This window comes from Streptomyces sp. NPDC102258 (assembly GCF_055584685.1).
Genome location: NZ_JBVJLO010000020.1, coordinates 68,746 through 83,914 on the forward strand (window position 1 = coordinate 68,746; position 15,169 = coordinate 83,914).

The following is a 15,169-nucleotide window of genomic DNA, read 5'->3' on the forward strand; positions in this document are numbered from 1 at the left end:
GGACTAGGGGGATTACGAGGATGACGAGCATTTCCCCGCATGGCGGTCCTACTGCTCCGCGAGGGCCCGCAGCCGGCTCAGCGCCCGGTGCTGCGCGACCCGCACCGCCCCCGGAGACATGCCGAGCATCTGCCCGGTCTCCTCCGCCGTCAGCCCGACGGCCACCCGCAGGACGAGCAGCTCGCGCTGGTTCTCCGGCAGGTTGGCCAGCAGTTTCTTGGCCCAGGCGGCGTCACTGCTGAGCAGCGCCCGCTCCTCGGGGCCGAGCGAGTCGTCCGGCCGCTCCGGCATCTCGTCGGACGGCACGGCCGTGCTCCCCGGATGCCGCATGGCGGCCCGCTGGAGATCGGCGACCTTGTGGGCGGCGATGGCGAAGACGAAGGCCTCGAAGGGGCGCCCGGTGTCCCGGTAGCGGGGCAGCGCCATCAGGACGGCGACGCAGACCTCCTGTGCCAGGTCCTCCACGAAGTGACGAGCGTCACCCGGGAGGCGGGACAGCCGGGTCCGGCAGTAGCGGATGGCGAGGGGGTGCACGAAGGCCAGCAGATCGTGCGTGGCCTGCTCGTCGCCGTCCACCGCACGGCGTACGAGCGCGCTGACGGCCCCGGCGTGCCCGCCTTTGGCGGCGCCGGTGGGGCCTGTGGCCGCGGGTGAGCCCAGGGCCTCGTCGTCGCGCATCAATCCATGGTGCCTTGGCGCCGGAGCATTCGCGGCACCGTGGTCCGTGTTGTGCATCGAAGCGTTATGAGCGGGTGCGCCGGAACCCATCATGTGCACCCTCCCCTCCGCTCGGCCCGAATCGTCGCCCCCGGGGACCCGGGGACTCGACCTCTCCAAGAATGCGGCACACCACCAAGGATGCGGCATCGCGCCCGAAGCGACACGTCCCCCGGATTGTGCCCTGCCAACCCCCGGCGGGTCACCGGGTACGACAGGACGTTCGACGAGGCGCACGACAGGCCGTACGACAGGCCGTACGAGGCGTACGGCGGGCGGTACGGGCCGTACGACGGCGGCCGGAGGAAGTACCGCCCCGCCCGCCGACGGCGGACGGGAGCGCTCCGGACGGCCGTCCGACGGCTGCCGCGGATCAGCGGACGAGGCCCCAGCGGAAGCCGAGCGCCACGGCGTGCGCCCGGTCCGAGGCGCCGAGCTTCTTGAAGAGCCTGCGGGCGTGGGTCTTGACCGTGTCCTCGGAGAGGAAGAGCTCGCGCCCGATCTCCGCGTTGGACCGGCCGTGGCTCATGCCCTCCAGCACCTGGATCTCGCGCGCGGTGAGGGTGGGCGCGGCGCCCATCTCGGCCGAGCGGAGCCGGCGCGGGGCCAGTCGCCAGGTGGGGTCGGCGAGCGCCTGGGTGACCGTGGCCCGCAGTTCGGCGCGCGAGGCGTCCTTGTGCAGGTAGCCGCGGGCGCCGGCGGCGACCGCGAGGGCCACCCCGTCCAGGTCCTCGGCGACCGTCAGCATGATGATGCGGGCGCCCGGGTCGGCGGACAGGAGCCGGCGGACCGTCTCGACACCGCCCAGCCCCGGCATCCGTACATCCATCAGAATCAGGTCGGAGCGGTCGGCACCCCAGCGGCGGAGGACTTCCTCGCCGTTGGCAGCCGTCGTCACACGCTCGACGCCGGGCACGGTGGCAACCGCGCGACGGAGCGCCTCTCGGGCAAGCGGGGAGTCGTCGCAGACGAGGACGGATGTCATGACCGCCCTCCGCAGCTGCTGATGCGCGTCACCTTGAGCCTCCAGGCTGGTACGTATCGTCACCTGTGCGATCGATGCCCTCGGACACCTGTCCGGGAACTTCTCGGTTCAACCGCACTCGCTCTCTCAACGACGGTCACTCGAAAGAGTTACGGGTCGGACGGACACCTTCGGCACTCTACGTGAGGACGCGATCACGGCTCGGGAGGCGCAGGCCATCCGTCCTCCATCTGGAGCTATGCCCTATTTGGCGGCTTTTCTTCCGTTTGCCATGTGTCTGAGGCTAGATTCCCAATGAGTCATATTTACATCTACTCAGACAGTAGGTGTGGAGACATGGACCGTATCCGCCTCAGTACCGGCACCAAGAGGGACTACCCATGGCAGATTTCTCCCGCCTCCCCGGACCGAACGCCGACCTCTGGGACTGGCAGCTGCTGGCTGCCTGCCGCGGAGTCGACAGCTCCCTCTTCTTCCACCCGGAAGGCGAGCGGGGCGCGGCCAGGAGTGCGCGCGAGGCCTCGGCTAAAGAGGTCTGCATGAGATGCCCGGTGCGCTCGGAATGCGCCGCGCACGCACTCGCCGTCCGCGAGCCCTACGGGGTGTGGGGCGGCCTGACCGAAGACGAACGCGAGGAGCTGATGGGCCGCGCGCGACACCGCCTGATCCCCGCCTCCACCACGAGCGGACCCATCGCCCCGCACTGAGCGGCCCCGCCGCAACCACCCGAAGGAACGTTTCCTCAACTCCGGTACGCCCCGCCGCGACCCCTCGGTACGCGGGCCGGGCGCAGCGCACCCGCCGGGCCCGCAGGCCGGGCCGCCCCCCCGTTCGGCCGCACCGCCTCCCCCGGATTCCACCCGGACTCCGCCGGGGGGGGACCGGGTCAGCGCGTGGCGGCCCGCGCCAGCTCGCCCAGGGTCGCCGCCACCGCCGGTACGCGGGCCAGGTCGGGCAGCGTCAGCGCCACGACCTCCCGCTCCACGGCGGGCTCCACGGCGAGCGTGCTCACGCCCTTGGCCCGGACGGACTCCACCGCCAGCTCCGGCAGCACCGCGACCCCGAGCCCGGCCCCGACCAGGCCGACCACGGCGGGATAGTCGTCGGTGGCGAAGTCGATGCGCGGGGTGAAGCCCGCGTCCTCGCACACCTCCACCAGATGGCGGCGGCAGCGCGGACAGCCCGCGATCCACGGCTCCCGGGCCAGCTCCGCCATGCCGACCCGCCCGGCCCCGGCCAGCCGGTGCCCCTCGGGGACCAGCCCGACGAGCCGGTCGGTGAGCAGCGGGGTGACCACCAGGTCCTCCCATTCCGCGGCGGCCCCGGCCGCGCCCCCGTAGCGGAAGGCCAGCGCCACGTCGCAGTCGCCCTCGCGCAGCATCTCCACCGACCGCGGCGGCTCCGCCTCGACCAGGGAGATCCGGGTGCCGGGGTGCGCGGCCCGCATGGCGGCGAGGGCGGTGGGCACCAGGGTCGAGCTGCCGCTCGGGAAGGAGACGAGGCGCACCCGCCCGGCGCGCAGCCCGGCGATGGCCGCGACCTCCTCCTCGGCGGCGGTCAGCCCGGCCAGGATCCCGGCGGCGTGCCGCACCAGCGCCTCGCCGGCCTGGGTGAGCCGCATCTCGCGGCCGGTGCGGATCAGCAGCGGGGTGCCGGCCGACTGTTCGAGCGCCTTCATCTGCTGGGAGACGGCGGGCTGGGTGCAGCCGAGCTCGCGGGCGGCGGCGGAGAAGGACCCGGTCCCGGCGACGGCGCGCAGGACCCGGAGATGGCGTGCTTCGATCACCCTTCGAGCATAAGCCAGGCTTTGAGCGCGGCGCCCATCTCCGGCCGCCCCTTTGAGCAGCGCCAGTCAGGCCCGCCCGGGCCATACCCGTGTACCCGGCAGCTACATACGGCCGCCGTGGCGGCGGCTAGGTTGCGCACATGACGACTGCGTTGATTACGGGATCCACGGCGGGCATCGGCGCCGCCTTCGCCCGGCGGCTGGCCGCCCAGGGACACAACCTCGTGCTGGTGGCCCGCGACACCAAGCGGCTGGCCGAGCAGGCCACCGAACTGCACGACCGGCACGGCATCGAGGCGGAGGTGCTGGCCGCGGACCTCTCCACGGAGCAGGGCATCACGGCGGTCGAGAGCCGCCTCGGCGACCGTACGCACCCGGTCGACCTGCTGGTCAACAACGCGGGCTTCGGCAACAAGGGCCGCTACCTCGAAGTGTCCATGGCCGACGAGCTGACCATGATCAAGGTGCACATCGAGGCGGTGCTGCGGCTGACCTCGGCCGCGACCGCGTCGATGCGCTCGCGCGGGCGCGGCGGCGTCGTCAACGTGGCCTCGGTGGCCGCCTTCGTCCCGCGCGGCACCTACGGCGCGAGCAAGGCCTGGGTGGTGCAGTTCACCCAGGGCGCCGCGAAGGACCTCGCGGGTTCGGGCGTGCGGCTGATGGCGCTGTGCCCGGGCTTCGTGCGGACCGAGTTCCACGAGCGGGCGGGCATGGGGACCGACAACATCCCCGGCTGGATGTGGCTGGACGCCGACAAGCTGGTGGCCGCGGCCCTGGCCGACCTGGCGCGCGGCAAGACGGTGTCGATCCCGGACCCGCGGTACAAGGCGCTGATGAGCGTGGTGAAACTGACGCCGCGTGCGCTGCTCGGCGGCGTGTCCTCCCGTACGGGCCGCAAGTACGGGCCCCAGTAACCCCGCCGATCGGGTGAAACCTCCCTAAACTGGATGCGTCCCATCCACCCGCGGGAGGCGACGCGATGACATTCGTACAGGTGATCGATTACGAGACGACGCGGTTCGAGGAGATGAACGCGCTCATCGACCGGTACGCGGAACAGACCAGCGGCCGGCGCACCGTCACGCACACCATGATCGGCCGGGACCGGGACGCGCGCACGCACTTCCTCGACCTCGTCGAATTCCCCTCCTACGAGGAGGCCATGAGGAACTCTCAGCTGCCGGAGACGGACCGGATGTCCCAGGAGATGGTCGCCCTCTGCGAGGGGATGCCCACCTTCATGAACCTGGACGTGGTCCGGGACGAGTACCTCAACAAGCTGGTCGCGAACCGTTTCTTCGAGGACATCGCGGTCAAGGGCGACTTCGACGTCATCGAGGAGTGCGTCGCGTCCGGCTACGTCAGCCACGACATGATGGACACGGAGGGCCGCGGCAACGGCCGGGACGGGCTGCGGCGGACCATCTCGATGTGGCGCGACGCGTTCGACTTCACCTTCTCCACGACCCTCCAGCTCGCCGAAGGGGACTGCGTCACCACGCTGTGGGACTTCCGCGGCACCCACCGGGGCGAGTTCATGGGCCTGGCGCCGACCGGCCGGGAGGTCACCATGTCGGGCTCCACGACCTGCCGGATCGAGAACGGCCAGATCGCGGAGGACTGGTGGTACTACGACGCCCCCGGGCTGATGCGGCAGCTGGGCACGACCACCCCCGGCTGACCCCGGGATACGGTCGCGCCGGATACGCGAGAGGCCCTGGTCACCACCGCTCGGCAGCGGTGACCAGGGCCTTCTCACACGTCAGACGTCGTCGGACGGGTCAGACGGGTCGGACGGGTCAGACAGGTCGGACGGCGTCAGCCTCAGTGGCTGTGGCCGTGACCGTGGCCGTGACCGGCGTCGGCCTCGTCCTCGGCCGGCTTCTCGACGACCAGGGTCTCGGTCGTGAGCAGCAGGGAGGCGATGGACGCGGCGTTCTCCAGCGCGGAGCGGGTGACCTTGACCGGGTCGATGACGCCGGCCTTGACCAGGTCGCCGTACTCGCCGGTGGCGGCGTTGAAGCCCTGGCCCTTGTCGAGCTCGGCGACCTTGGAGGTGATGACGTAACCCTCCAGGCCGGCGTTCTCGGCGATCCAGCGCAGCGGCTCGACGGCGGCGCGGCGGACGACGGAGACGCCGGTGCCCTCGTCGCCGGCCAGGCCGAGGTTGCCCTCCAGGACCTTGACGGCGTGGACGAGCGCGGAGCCACCGCCGGAGACGATGCCCTCCTCGACCGCGGCGCGGGTCGCCGAGATGGCGTCCTCAAGGCGGTGCTTCTTCTCCTTGAGCTCCACCTCGGTGGCGGCGCCGACCTTGATGACGCAGACGCCGCCGGCGAGCTTCGCCAGGCGCTCCTGCAGCTTCTCGCGGTCCCAGTCGGAGTCCGTGGACTCGATCTCGGCCTTGATCTGGTTGACGCGGCCCGCGACGTCAGCGCTGTTGCCGCCGCCGTCGACGATGGTCGTGTCGTCCTTGGAGATGGTCACGCGGCGCGCTGAACCGAGGACGTCCAGACCGGCCTGGTCGAGCTTGAGGCCGACCTCCTCGGCGATGACGGTGGCACCCGTGAGGGTGGCCATGTCCTGGAGCATCGCCTTGCGACGGTCGCCGAAGCCGGGGGCCTTGACGGCGACCGCGTTGAAGGTGCCGCGGATCTTGTTGACGACGAGGGTGGAGAGCGCCTCGCCCTCGACGTCCTCGGCGATGATCAGCAGCGGGCGGGAGCCGCCGGCCTGGATGACCTTCTCCAGCAGGGGCAGCAGGTCCTGGATCGAGGAGATCTTGCCCTGGTTGATCAGGATGTACGGGTCGTCGAGGACGGCCTCCATACGCTCCTGGTCGGTGACCATGTACGGGGAGAGGTAGCCCTTGTCGAAGGCCATGCCCTCGGTGAACTCCAGCTCCAGGCCGAAGGCGTTGGACTCCTCGACGGTGATGACACCGTCCTTGCCGACCTTGTCCATCGCCTCGGCGATGAGCTCGCCGACCTGCGAGTCCTGCGCGGAGAGCGCGGCAACGGCGGCGATGTCGGACTTGTCCTCGATCGGGCGGGCGGTCGCGAGGAGCTCCTCGGACACGGCCTTGACCGCGGCGTCGATGCCCTTCTTCAGGGCGGCCGGGGAGGCACCCGCGGCGACGTTGCGCAGACCCTCGCGGACCAGCGCCTGGGCCAGCACGGTGGCGGTGGTGGTGCCGTCACCCGCGATGTCGTTGGTCTTGGTCGCCACCTCCTTCACCAGCTGGGCGCCCAGGTTCTCGTACGGGTCGTCCAGCTCGACCTCGCGGGCGATGGTGACACCGTCGTTGGTGATGGTGGGAGCGCCGAACTTCTTGTCGATGACGACGTTGCGGCCCTTGGGGCCGATCGTCACCTTGACCGTGTCGGCAAGCTTGTTGACGCCGCGCTCGAGGGCGCGACGGGCGTCCTCGTCGAACTTGAGAATCTTCGGCATGGGAGCGGTTCAGCCCTCTCGTTGCGATCCCCGGCCGCTCACCGCGACCGCCTGGAACGAACTACGCCCCTCGCCGCCCGGCATCAGCAGGGGTGACCAGGGGCGTAGCTCAAACAAAACTGAAGAAGTGTCTTACTTCTCGACGATCGCGAGCACGTCGCGGGCCGAGAGGACGAGGTATTCCTCGCCGCTGTACTTCACTTCGGTGCCGCCGTACTTGCTGTACAGCACGATGTCGCCGACGCTGACGTCCAGCGGGAGACGCTGGCCGTCCTCGAAGCGACCCGGACCGACCGCGAGGACGACGCCCTCCTGGGGCTTCTCCTTCGCGGTGTCCGGGATGACCAGGCCGGAGGCCGTGGTCTGCTCGGCGTCGAGCGGCTGGACCACGATGCGGTCCTCAAGCGGCTTGATGGCAACCTTGGAGCTGGCGGTCGTCACGATCCGACCTCCCCCTTCGGAGATCCGGGGTTAACTGTCTGGGGTGGCGACCAGGTCGATCCGTCGTCGCGGGTGCCGAACCTACCTGTCGCTGCGTTGGCACTCACCAGTGGCGAGTGCCAGGTGCGACACTATTCCGGTGATTAGCACTCGGTCAAGCGGAGTGCCAATTCAGCTCGGCGCGGCGTCGCGTTCCAGCCGCGCGGCGAGGGTGCGGGGCCGGTGTGAGTACCCGTACTCAGGCGGTGGCGGGCGCACCGGGACGACACTGCGGGCATGACGACGACGGGGACATCCGGGGGGACCTCGGGCGAGCCGCCCGGGGGGACGCCCGGCGAGACACCCGGCCGGACACCCGGCGGGCGCGGCGGGAGCGACTGGGCCGCGGACATCGCCGGCGCCCTGCTGCTGACACTGCTGGAGGCGGGCGCCCTCGCCCTCGGCCTCTTCTACGCGGTCTTCGCCGCCTGGGACGCCTCCGGCGACGGGCCCGGCAGCGGGCGCGGAGCCGTGCTCTGGGTCCTGGGCGGGCTCGTACTGGCGGCCCTGATCGCCGCCGTCCTCTCCGGCCGCGCCTTCCGCCGCCGCGCGCCCGTCACCGGATGCGTGCAGGCCCTGGTGTGCGCGGCGATCCTGGCGGGCACCGCGGCCATCGCCGTCCAGTCCCGCGACCAGCCGCGGCCGGAACCCGCGCCGACGTCGACGTACCGGGGGACGTACGGGCAGTGCTTCAGCGGCGGGGACACCCACGAATGCCGGGGCGGGTGATCCGGCGGGCGACCGGCCTACCGCCCGGCGGGCAGTTCGGCCGGATGTGATCGTTGGGCGGTATGTGACAGTTGAGCCGTGCGCATCCTCGTGGTCGAAGACGAAGAGAACCTGGCCGAGTCCCTCCGCCAGGGCCTGTCCGCCGACGGCCACCGCGTCGAGGTCGCCCACGACGGCCACCGCGGCCTGGAACTGGCCCTCACCGGCGGCCCGTACGACGCGGTGCTCCTGGACCTGATGCTCCCCGGCCTCGGCGGCGCCGAGATCTGCGCCCGGATGCGGGCCCACGGCGACCCCACCCCCGTCCTGATCCTGACCGCCAAGGACGGCGAGTACGACGAGGCCGAGGGCCTGGACGCGGGCGCCGACGACTACCTCACCAAACCGTTCTCCTTCGTCGTGCTCGGCGCCCGCCTGCGCGCCCTCGCCCGCCGCGCCGCCGCCCCCGAACCCACCGTGCTGCGCGCCGGCGACCTGGTCCTCGACCCGCAGGACCGCCGCTGCCGGCGCGGCGACCAGGACATCGAGCTCACCGCGCGCGAGCTCGGCGTACTCGCCTGCCTGATGGAGCGCCCCGGCCGGGCGGTCGCCAAACAGGACATCCTCGACGAGGTCTGGGAGGCGCCCCACGGCATCGACCCCAACATCGTCGAGGTCTACGTCTCCTCCCTGCGCAAGAAGATCGACGTCCCCTTCGGCCGCCGTTCCATCCTCACCGTGCACGGCACCGGCTACCGGATGGCACCCGACGGTGGTCGGTAGCGTCCGCGCCCGGGCCGCCCTGGCCGCCGCGCTCGCGATGGGCGCCGTCCTGGCCACCGGCGGGCTCTGGCTGTTCACCCTCATGCGCTCCAACCTCCTCGACAACACCACCGGCCGCACCGAGCTGGCCGCCCGGAAGGCGGCCGCCCAGATCGACACCCGGACCCTCCCGCCCGGCGGCCGACTGCCCGCGCCCGAGAGCGGGGTCGACCTGGTCCTCGTACGGGACGCGGCCGGGCGGACGGTGGCCACCAGCGGCGGCCCGCAGGACGTCCCCGGCCTCACCACGCTGCTCCCCGCGCCCGGCCAGGACTCCCGCACGACCGTGCTGCCGCCCGCGCGCCCCGGCGCGGAACGGCGCGCGGCCGTGGTGGTCACCACCCCGGGTCCGCCCGGCGCGCACGACCCGCGCGCCCCCTACGCCGTGTACGCGATGACCGTGCTCGGCGACGTCGACGACGCCACCCGCGCCACCGCCCTCGGGCTCCTCGGCGGCGCGCCCCCGCTGATCGCCTTCTCGGCGGCCCTGGCCTGGTGGGTGACCGGGCACGCGCTGCGCCCGGTCACCGCGATCCGCACCGAGCTGGCCGCCGTCACCGCGAGCGAACTGGACCGGCGCGTCCCCGACCCGGGCGGCGCCGACGAGATCGCCCGGCTGGCCCGGACCGTCAACGACACCCTCGACCGGCTGGAGCGCTCCGACGCCCGGCAGCGCCAGTTCACCGCCGACGCCTCGCACGAACTGCGCAACCCCCTGGCCGCCGTCCGCGCCCGGCTGGAAGTCGCCCTCGCCCGGGAGCGCCCCGACCGGGAGTCGGTGGCCGCCGCGCTGACCGACACCGAGCGGCTCCAGCGGATCGCCGCCGACCTGCTGCTGCTGGCCCGGCTCGACGGGGGACCCGCGCCGCGCCCCGCCGAACCCGTCGACCTGGCGCTGCTCGCGGCGGAGGACGCGGCCCGGCGGCCCGCGCCCCGGGTGCCGCTACGGGTGGACGCGCGGGTTCCGGTACCGGCGCACGGGGATCCGGCGCGGCTGGAGCGGGCCCTGGCCAACCTGGTCGACAACGCCCTGCGGCACGCCCGTACCGGGGTCGTGGTCCGGGCCGCCGCCGAGGACGGCTGGGCGGTGCTGGAGGTGACCGACGACGGACCGGGCATCCCGGAGGCGGACCGGGACCGGGTCTTCGAGCGGTTCGTACGCCTCGACGCCGACCGGGGCCGCGCCGGCGGCGGCACCGGGCTGGGCCTGGCCATCACCCGGGAGATCGCGCGGGCCCACGGGGGCGACGTACGCGCCCTGGCGGCGGACGGGGAGGGGGGCGCGCGGGTGCGGCTGCGGATCCCGGGGTGAGGGGACGGCGGGGGCCGGGGTGGCGGGGTGCCGGGGTGCCGCCGTGCTCAGGATTCCTTCAGGGGGGTTGCGCCAGCATCGACTGGCATGAGCGCGCATCGCAGGAAGACCAGCCGCCGCAGGCCCTCGCCGCGGCGGACCGGCCGGACGCTGCTGATCACGGGCTGCGCCCTGACGGTGATGGCGGGCGGTGGCGCCTGGTACCTCTACCGGGACCTGGCGTCGAGCATCGGCAGCTCCCGGGCCCTGGACGGCGCCGAGAAGTCGGCGCACGGGGACGTGAACATCCTGCTCATCGGCCTGGACAGCCGCCGCGACCAGAACGGCGACCCGCTGCCGAAGGAGGTCCTCGACCAGCTGCACGCGGGCAGTTCCGACATCGGCGGTTACAACGCGAACACCATGATCCTGCTCCACGTACCGGGTGACGGCGGCCAGGCCAAGGCCTTCTCGATCCCGCGCGACGACTTCGTGGACATACCCGGCCACGGCAAGGACAAGATCAAGAAGGCGTACGGGCTGGCGAAGGCGGCGACGGAGGACCGGCTGTCGGTGCGGGGCGTGACGGACCACCGGCAGCTGGAGCGGGAGGGGCGCGAGGCGGGCCGGAAGGCGCAGATCGACACCGTACGGAGTTTCCTCGGCGTCCCGGTCGACCACTTCGCCGAGCTGAACCTGGCCGGTTTCTATCACCTCGCCGATGCGCTGGGCGGCGTACCGGTGTGTCTGAAGCACCCCGTGAAGGACAAGTACTCGGGCGCCGACTTCCCGGCGGGCCGGCAGGAGCTGAACGGCAGGGAGTCCCTGGCCTTCGTACGGCAGCGGCACGGCCTGGACGGGGGCGACCTCGACCGGACGAAGCGGCAGCAGGCCTTCCTGGCGGGCGCGACGCAGAAGCTGAATTCGGCCGGGACCTTCACGGATCCGGTGAAGCTGCTGAAGCTGATCGACACCGCGAAACAGGACGTCGTGACGGACGCGGGCTGGGACCTGCTGGGGTTCGTGAAGCAGGCGAAGAACCTGTCCGGCGGGAAAGTGCGGTTCACGACACTTCCCGTGGAGGGGTTCGGAAGGAACCATGGGGAGGACATCAACGTCGTAGATGATATGAAGATAAAGCGCCTCATTGCAGAGCAGATCGGGCCCCAGACCGCTGCCACCCCCAGTGCACCGGGCGCCTCGTCTCCCTCACCTGCTTCACCTGCTTCACCTGCTTCACCTGCGGCGTCACCGCCCTCACCCGGGGAACCACGGCCCGGCAGCATCGACGGCGGCGGCATCCCGTGCGTGGACTGAGGCCCCTGACGGTGTCGGGCGCCCGCCGCCGCACCGAAGCCCTGCTGCTCCTCTTCGTCGTCGGCATAGCGGTTTTCGGCCATGTGAGCGCCGGGCTGGCGATGAACGGGGAGCTGCCGCAGCACCTCACCAGCTTCGTCATCAGCATGACGCTGCTGTCGCTGGTGGGGCATCTGGGCATCCGCCGGTTCGCCCCGTACGCGGACCCGCTGATCTTCCCGTTGGCCATGCTGCTGACCGGGCTCGGCCTGGTGCTGATCCACCGCCTCGACCAGGGGTACATCGAGCGGTTCGGATCCGACGCGAACGCGCCCGGCCAGCTGATGTGGACGGTGGTCGGGGTCGCCGCCTGCATCCTGGTGGTGGCGCTGCTGCGCGACCACCGGCTGCTCCAGCGGTTCATCTACATCACCATGGCCGTCGCGCTGGTGCTGCTGATCGCGCCGGCGTTCTTCGGCGCGGACACGTACGGGGCGAAGCGCTGGATCATCCTGTTCGGCTTCTCGGTCCAGCCCGGCGAGTTCGTGAAGATCATGATCGCGATCTTCTTCGCGGGCTACCTGGTCGTCCACCGCGATTCCCTGGCCCTGACCGGCCGGAAGTTCCTGGGCATGCGGCTGCCGCCGATGCGGCAGCTCGGGCCGATCGTCACGGTGTGGATCGTGTCCATGCTGGTGCTGGTCTTCGAGCGCGACCTGGGTACGTCGCTGATCTTCTTCGGCGTCTTCGTGGTGATGCTGTACGTGGCCACCGAGCGCACCAGCTGGATCGTGTGCGGGCTGCTCATGGCGGCGGTGGGCGCCTTCGCCGTCGGGTCGACCGAACCGCACGTGAAGGCCCGCGTGGCGGCCTGGCTGGAGCCGCTCTCGTACTACTGGGAGAACCGTCCGCCGGGGGTCACCTCCGACCAGTCGGCGCAGGCCCTGTTCAGCTTCGGCACCGGCGGCGTCTCGGGCACCGGGCTGGGCATGGGCCACCCGGAACTGATCAAGTTCGCGGGCCGCAGCGACTTCATCCTCACGACGGTCGGCGAGGAACTGGGCCTGGCCGGCGTCATGGCCGTCCTGCTCCTCTACGCCCTCCTCGTGCAGCGGGGCCTGCGGATGGCGCTGGCCGCGCGCGACCCCTTCGGCAAGCTGCTGGCGGTCGGCCTGGCCTCCGCGCTGGCGCTCCAGGTCTTCGTGGTGGCGGGCGGCGTGACGGGCCTGATCCCCCTGACCGGCAAGGCGCTCCCCTTCCTGGCGAAGGGCGGCTCTTCCCTCCTGGCCAACTGGATCATGATCGCCCTCCTCCTCCGCATCAGCGACAGCGCCGAACGCCAACGCGAAGCCGACACCAGAGGCCCAGCGGAAACCACGATCACCCCCTTGGCAACGGCGAGCTGAGGGGTGGCTCCGGGTCGGCAGCGTCCAGCCGACCCGCGTCAGAGACGGTTTGGGGGTTTCCCGTCCGTCTCATCGTCCTTCCGTGGCGGGCCGGTCCCTCAAGGGCGCTCCCTTCGGTCGCGTCGCTTCGCGATGGCCTTCGGCCACCCTTGACCGACCGCCCCGCCACGAAAAGCCGAAGACTCCCGGGAAACCCCCAAAAGAACGGTGACCGGGCAGAGACGGGAGGAGCGGGTATCTCAGTGCCGCGCGAGCGCTCTCCGCCCGGGCTCACCGGGCACCGGCCCATCACCACGTGCCGGGCAGAGCCCAGGTCGCCGCGAGCTTCGGGTCACGGGACGATGAGTCGGCTGGTGAAGCCGTCACGGATGAGGGATTCGTACGCCACGTATACGTCCTCCGGCACGTCCTGCTCGATGGCGAAGCCGAGCCTCGGGTACTCGATCACCCGCTGAAGGTCGCCCACGAGCATGTCTACGACGAGCTTCTCGTCTCCGATGCTCTTGAGGTAGTCGTCGAGCTCCAGCGGCTCCGACGCGCACCGCACCTCGACCTCGGGCCACAGTTTGCGAGCGGTGGCGAAGGAGCGCCGCTCCATGTAGGGCTTCGAGACCAGCAGCACCGTTTGGGGCGTGATGCCTTCGGACGCCAGGAGTGCGCGGGTGAGCGTGATGTTCTGGCCGGTATTGGCGGCACTGGGCTCGACGAGGATCGCACGGTCCGGGACCCCCAGCTCAAGGGCGTGCTCGCGGAAGTGGACGGCCTCTCCGCGTGGGAAGCGGGCCCGGGTGGTGGGGCTGTTGCCACCGGTGAACACGAGCGTCGGGAACAGGCCGGCCCGGTACAGGTCTGCCGCCGCCGTGGCCACTCCGAGGTCGTGACTGCCCAGGCCGATCGCGACATCGGCGGGTCCGAGTGCGTGGCCCATCTGATGGTGGTCCCAGATCAGCTTGGCCTGGCGCCACTGCTCTTCGGTGATCGTCTGCTGCATGTCCCTCATGCGATCTCTCCCTCGTCACCGCCGCCGGCGGCCGGCGTCGCTCATGGCCTTGATGCCTTCGATGCTGGCCAGTTGATGGCTGAGGCCGAACTTCCCGGCTGTCTTGGCCGCCTCATCGAGCACGTTCAGCCCATCATCCCGGGTGGCGGGGTCGGAGAGCAGGATGTGGCCGTGGGCGGTCTCCAGGCGGACCCGTTGCATCGGGCCGTCGGTGCCGGCAGTCTTGCGGGCGATGGAAATGAGGTGCAGCGCCGAGTCCAGGTCGCCTGCGCCGCGGTGTGCCAGGGCGAGTTTCTGGTGAGCCACCGACCAGTCCTCTGGCTCCGCGAGGTCCTCGAATTCCCTGGTGGCGGCAAGCATGACGCGGGAGGCATACCCGTGGTTGCCGTCCTTGCTCAGAGCCGTTCCCACCCACAGTCTGGCCCTGGCACGGTCACGACGGGACAGGCGGTCGTCAACCGTCAGGGATTCGTACTGCCGGGCAGCTATCTCCAGACTCCCTGACATTTCCGCGACGACGGCGAGGGAGAGGTCGAGCTGAGCGACTCGGCGGGGAATGCCGAGCTGGCCGAACAAGGATTTCGCCACGGCATAGGAACGGCAGGCCGACAGCGGACCAACGACAGCGCCCTGGTCTCGCTGGAGGTCTCCGAGAAGCGTGGTCGAACGGGCCAAGAGGTACAAACCCTTGTCATCGAGTCCGTTCGGCTTGAACCGCCCGAGCCAGCGCCGGATCAGGCTGCCGGCGAATACGAAGTCCTGTCGGGACAGGGCCACGGCCGTACGGTCAAGGTCGTCGGTCCACGATTCGTATTCCCAGGCCGGCGGACCGCTGGACATCACCCTGTGCCTGCCGGCGGGAGGGTCGGACCGTTCGGACAGGAACGTCTCGAAGCGAAGGTGGGCAGCCGCATCCGCGCGCGCCAACGCCGTGTCCAAGATGGCCTGGGTGTCCTGACGCGGCTCAGTCGCCGTAAGGAGTTTTTCCCACTTGGAGACCGTCCGCATCGCGACACCAAGGTGCCCGGCGAACGAACGGACGCTCAGCCGCAGCGCAAAACGCAGCGCTCTGGCCTCCAGACCGGTCCAGTGGTGCACGGTCGCCACGCCTCGCCCCCTTCCTGCCGCCATCGAAGCACGGTGTGCGCGGACAGGGGACACAAGTGCAACGGAAGTACAACAGGCGGTCATTTCGCGACTCTTCAGACAGGGGCAGAGTGAGTGG

15 protein-coding genes are annotated in these 15,169 nt (G+C 71.1%); 8 read left to right on the forward strand and 7 right to left on the reverse strand.

Annotated elements, in window-relative coordinates:
- Positions 1-48: 48 nt before the first annotated feature.
- Together ACZ6ZT_RS28030 and ACZ6ZT_RS28035 are read right to left on the reverse strand one after the other, a co-directional pair.
- The gene (locus ACZ6ZT_RS28030; RefSeq protein ID WP_469722805.1) at positions 49-678 is read right to left on the reverse strand and encodes a sigma-70 family RNA polymerase sigma factor; all 630 of its coding nucleotides are present in this window, start codon (positions 676-678) and stop codon (positions 49-51) included.
- A gap of 412 nt (positions 679-1,090) precedes the next feature.
- A complete protein-coding gene (locus ACZ6ZT_RS28035; protein WP_003948568.1) occupies positions 1,091-1,702 on the reverse strand; it encodes a response regulator transcription factor in 612 nt (203 codons plus the stop codon).
- 380 nt (positions 1,703-2,082) lie between these two features.
- Between ACZ6ZT_RS28035 and ACZ6ZT_RS28040 the strand changes: the two genes are divergently transcribed.
- On the forward strand, positions 2,083-2,409 hold the full coding sequence (locus tag ACZ6ZT_RS28040; protein ID WP_469722806.1) for a WhiB family transcriptional regulator: 327 nt from the start codon (positions 2,083-2,085) through the stop codon (positions 2,407-2,409).
- A gap of 179 nt (positions 2,410-2,588) precedes the next feature.
- On the opposite strand, the gene ACZ6ZT_RS28045 is transcribed toward ACZ6ZT_RS28040, so the two are convergent.
- A complete protein-coding gene (locus ACZ6ZT_RS28045; protein WP_469722808.1) occupies positions 2,589-3,488 on the reverse strand; it encodes a LysR family transcriptional regulator in 900 nt (299 codons plus the stop codon).
- A gap of 140 nt (positions 3,489-3,628) precedes the next feature.
- Between ACZ6ZT_RS28045 and ACZ6ZT_RS28050 the strand changes: the two genes are divergently transcribed.
- Both ACZ6ZT_RS28050 and ACZ6ZT_RS28055 read left to right on the forward strand, forming a co-directional pair.
- On the forward strand, positions 3,629-4,402 hold the full coding sequence (locus ACZ6ZT_RS28050) for an SDR family NAD(P)-dependent oxidoreductase (RefSeq protein ID WP_469722810.1): 774 nt from the start codon (positions 3,629-3,631) through the stop codon (positions 4,400-4,402).
- A gap of 65 nt (positions 4,403-4,467) precedes the next feature.
- Positions 4,468-5,169 carry an ester cyclase gene (locus ACZ6ZT_RS28055; protein WP_469722811.1) on the forward strand — a complete coding sequence of 234 codons (702 nt, stop codon included), beginning with the start codon at positions 4,468-4,470 and terminating at the stop codon, positions 5,167-5,169.
- Positions 5,170-5,312: 143 nt separating this feature from the next.
- Here the strand turns inward: ACZ6ZT_RS28055 and groL are convergent, their stop codons facing one another.
- Both groL and groES read right to left on the reverse strand, forming a co-directional pair.
- A complete protein-coding gene (gene groL, locus ACZ6ZT_RS28060; protein ID WP_469722813.1) occupies positions 5,313-6,941 on the reverse strand; it encodes a chaperonin GroEL in 1,629 nt (542 codons plus the stop codon).
- A gap of 132 nt (positions 6,942-7,073) precedes the next feature.
- Complete coding sequence (gene groES / locus ACZ6ZT_RS28065; protein WP_030230757.1) at positions 7,074-7,382, reverse strand: co-chaperone GroES; 309 nt, start codon at positions 7,380-7,382, stop codon at positions 7,074-7,076.
- Positions 7,383-7,658: 276 nt separating this feature from the next.
- Here groES and ACZ6ZT_RS28070 point away from each other — a divergent pair, with 276 nt between their 5' ends.
- The 5 genes from ACZ6ZT_RS28070 to ACZ6ZT_RS28090 all read left to right on the forward strand — a co-directional run bounded on the left by ACZ6ZT_RS28070 (position 7,659) and on the right by ACZ6ZT_RS28090 (position 12,944).
- Positions 7,659-8,150, forward strand: a complete 492-nt coding sequence (locus ACZ6ZT_RS28070; RefSeq protein ID WP_469722815.1) for a DUF6234 family protein — start codon at positions 7,659-7,661, stop codon at positions 8,148-8,150.
- A gap of 78 nt (positions 8,151-8,228) precedes the next feature.
- Complete coding sequence (locus tag ACZ6ZT_RS28075) at positions 8,229-8,912, forward strand: response regulator transcription factor (RefSeq protein WP_469722816.1); 684 nt, start codon at positions 8,229-8,231, stop codon at positions 8,910-8,912.
- On the forward strand, positions 8,902-10,263 hold the full coding sequence (locus ACZ6ZT_RS28080) for a sensor histidine kinase (RefSeq protein ID WP_469722818.1): 1,362 nt from the start codon (positions 8,902-8,904) through the stop codon (positions 10,261-10,263). Before ACZ6ZT_RS28075 ends, ACZ6ZT_RS28080 begins: the two co-directional genes overlap by 11 nt.
- 87 nt (positions 10,264-10,350) lie before the next feature.
- Positions 10,351-11,559: an LCP family protein gene (locus ACZ6ZT_RS28085; protein WP_469722819.1), complete on the forward strand. Its 1,209-nt coding sequence runs from the start codon at positions 10,351-10,353 to the stop codon at positions 11,557-11,559.
- Complete coding sequence (locus ACZ6ZT_RS28090) at positions 11,547-12,944, forward strand: FtsW/RodA/SpoVE family cell cycle protein (RefSeq protein WP_469722821.1); 1,398 nt, start codon at positions 11,547-11,549, stop codon at positions 12,942-12,944. Before ACZ6ZT_RS28085 ends, ACZ6ZT_RS28090 begins: the two co-directional genes overlap by 13 nt.
- 331 nt (positions 12,945-13,275) lie before the next feature.
- On the opposite strand, the gene ACZ6ZT_RS28095 is transcribed toward ACZ6ZT_RS28090, so the two are convergent.
- Positions 13,276-13,944, reverse strand: a complete 669-nt coding sequence (locus ACZ6ZT_RS28095; protein ID WP_469722822.1) for a YdcF family protein — start codon at positions 13,942-13,944, stop codon at positions 13,276-13,278.
- 15 nt (positions 13,945-13,959) lie between these two features.
- Positions 13,960-15,051 carry a helix-turn-helix domain-containing protein gene (locus ACZ6ZT_RS28100; protein WP_469722823.1) on the reverse strand — a complete coding sequence of 364 codons (1,092 nt, stop codon included), beginning with the start codon at positions 15,049-15,051 and terminating at the stop codon, positions 13,960-13,962.
- Positions 15,052-15,169: the final 118 nt, after the last annotated feature.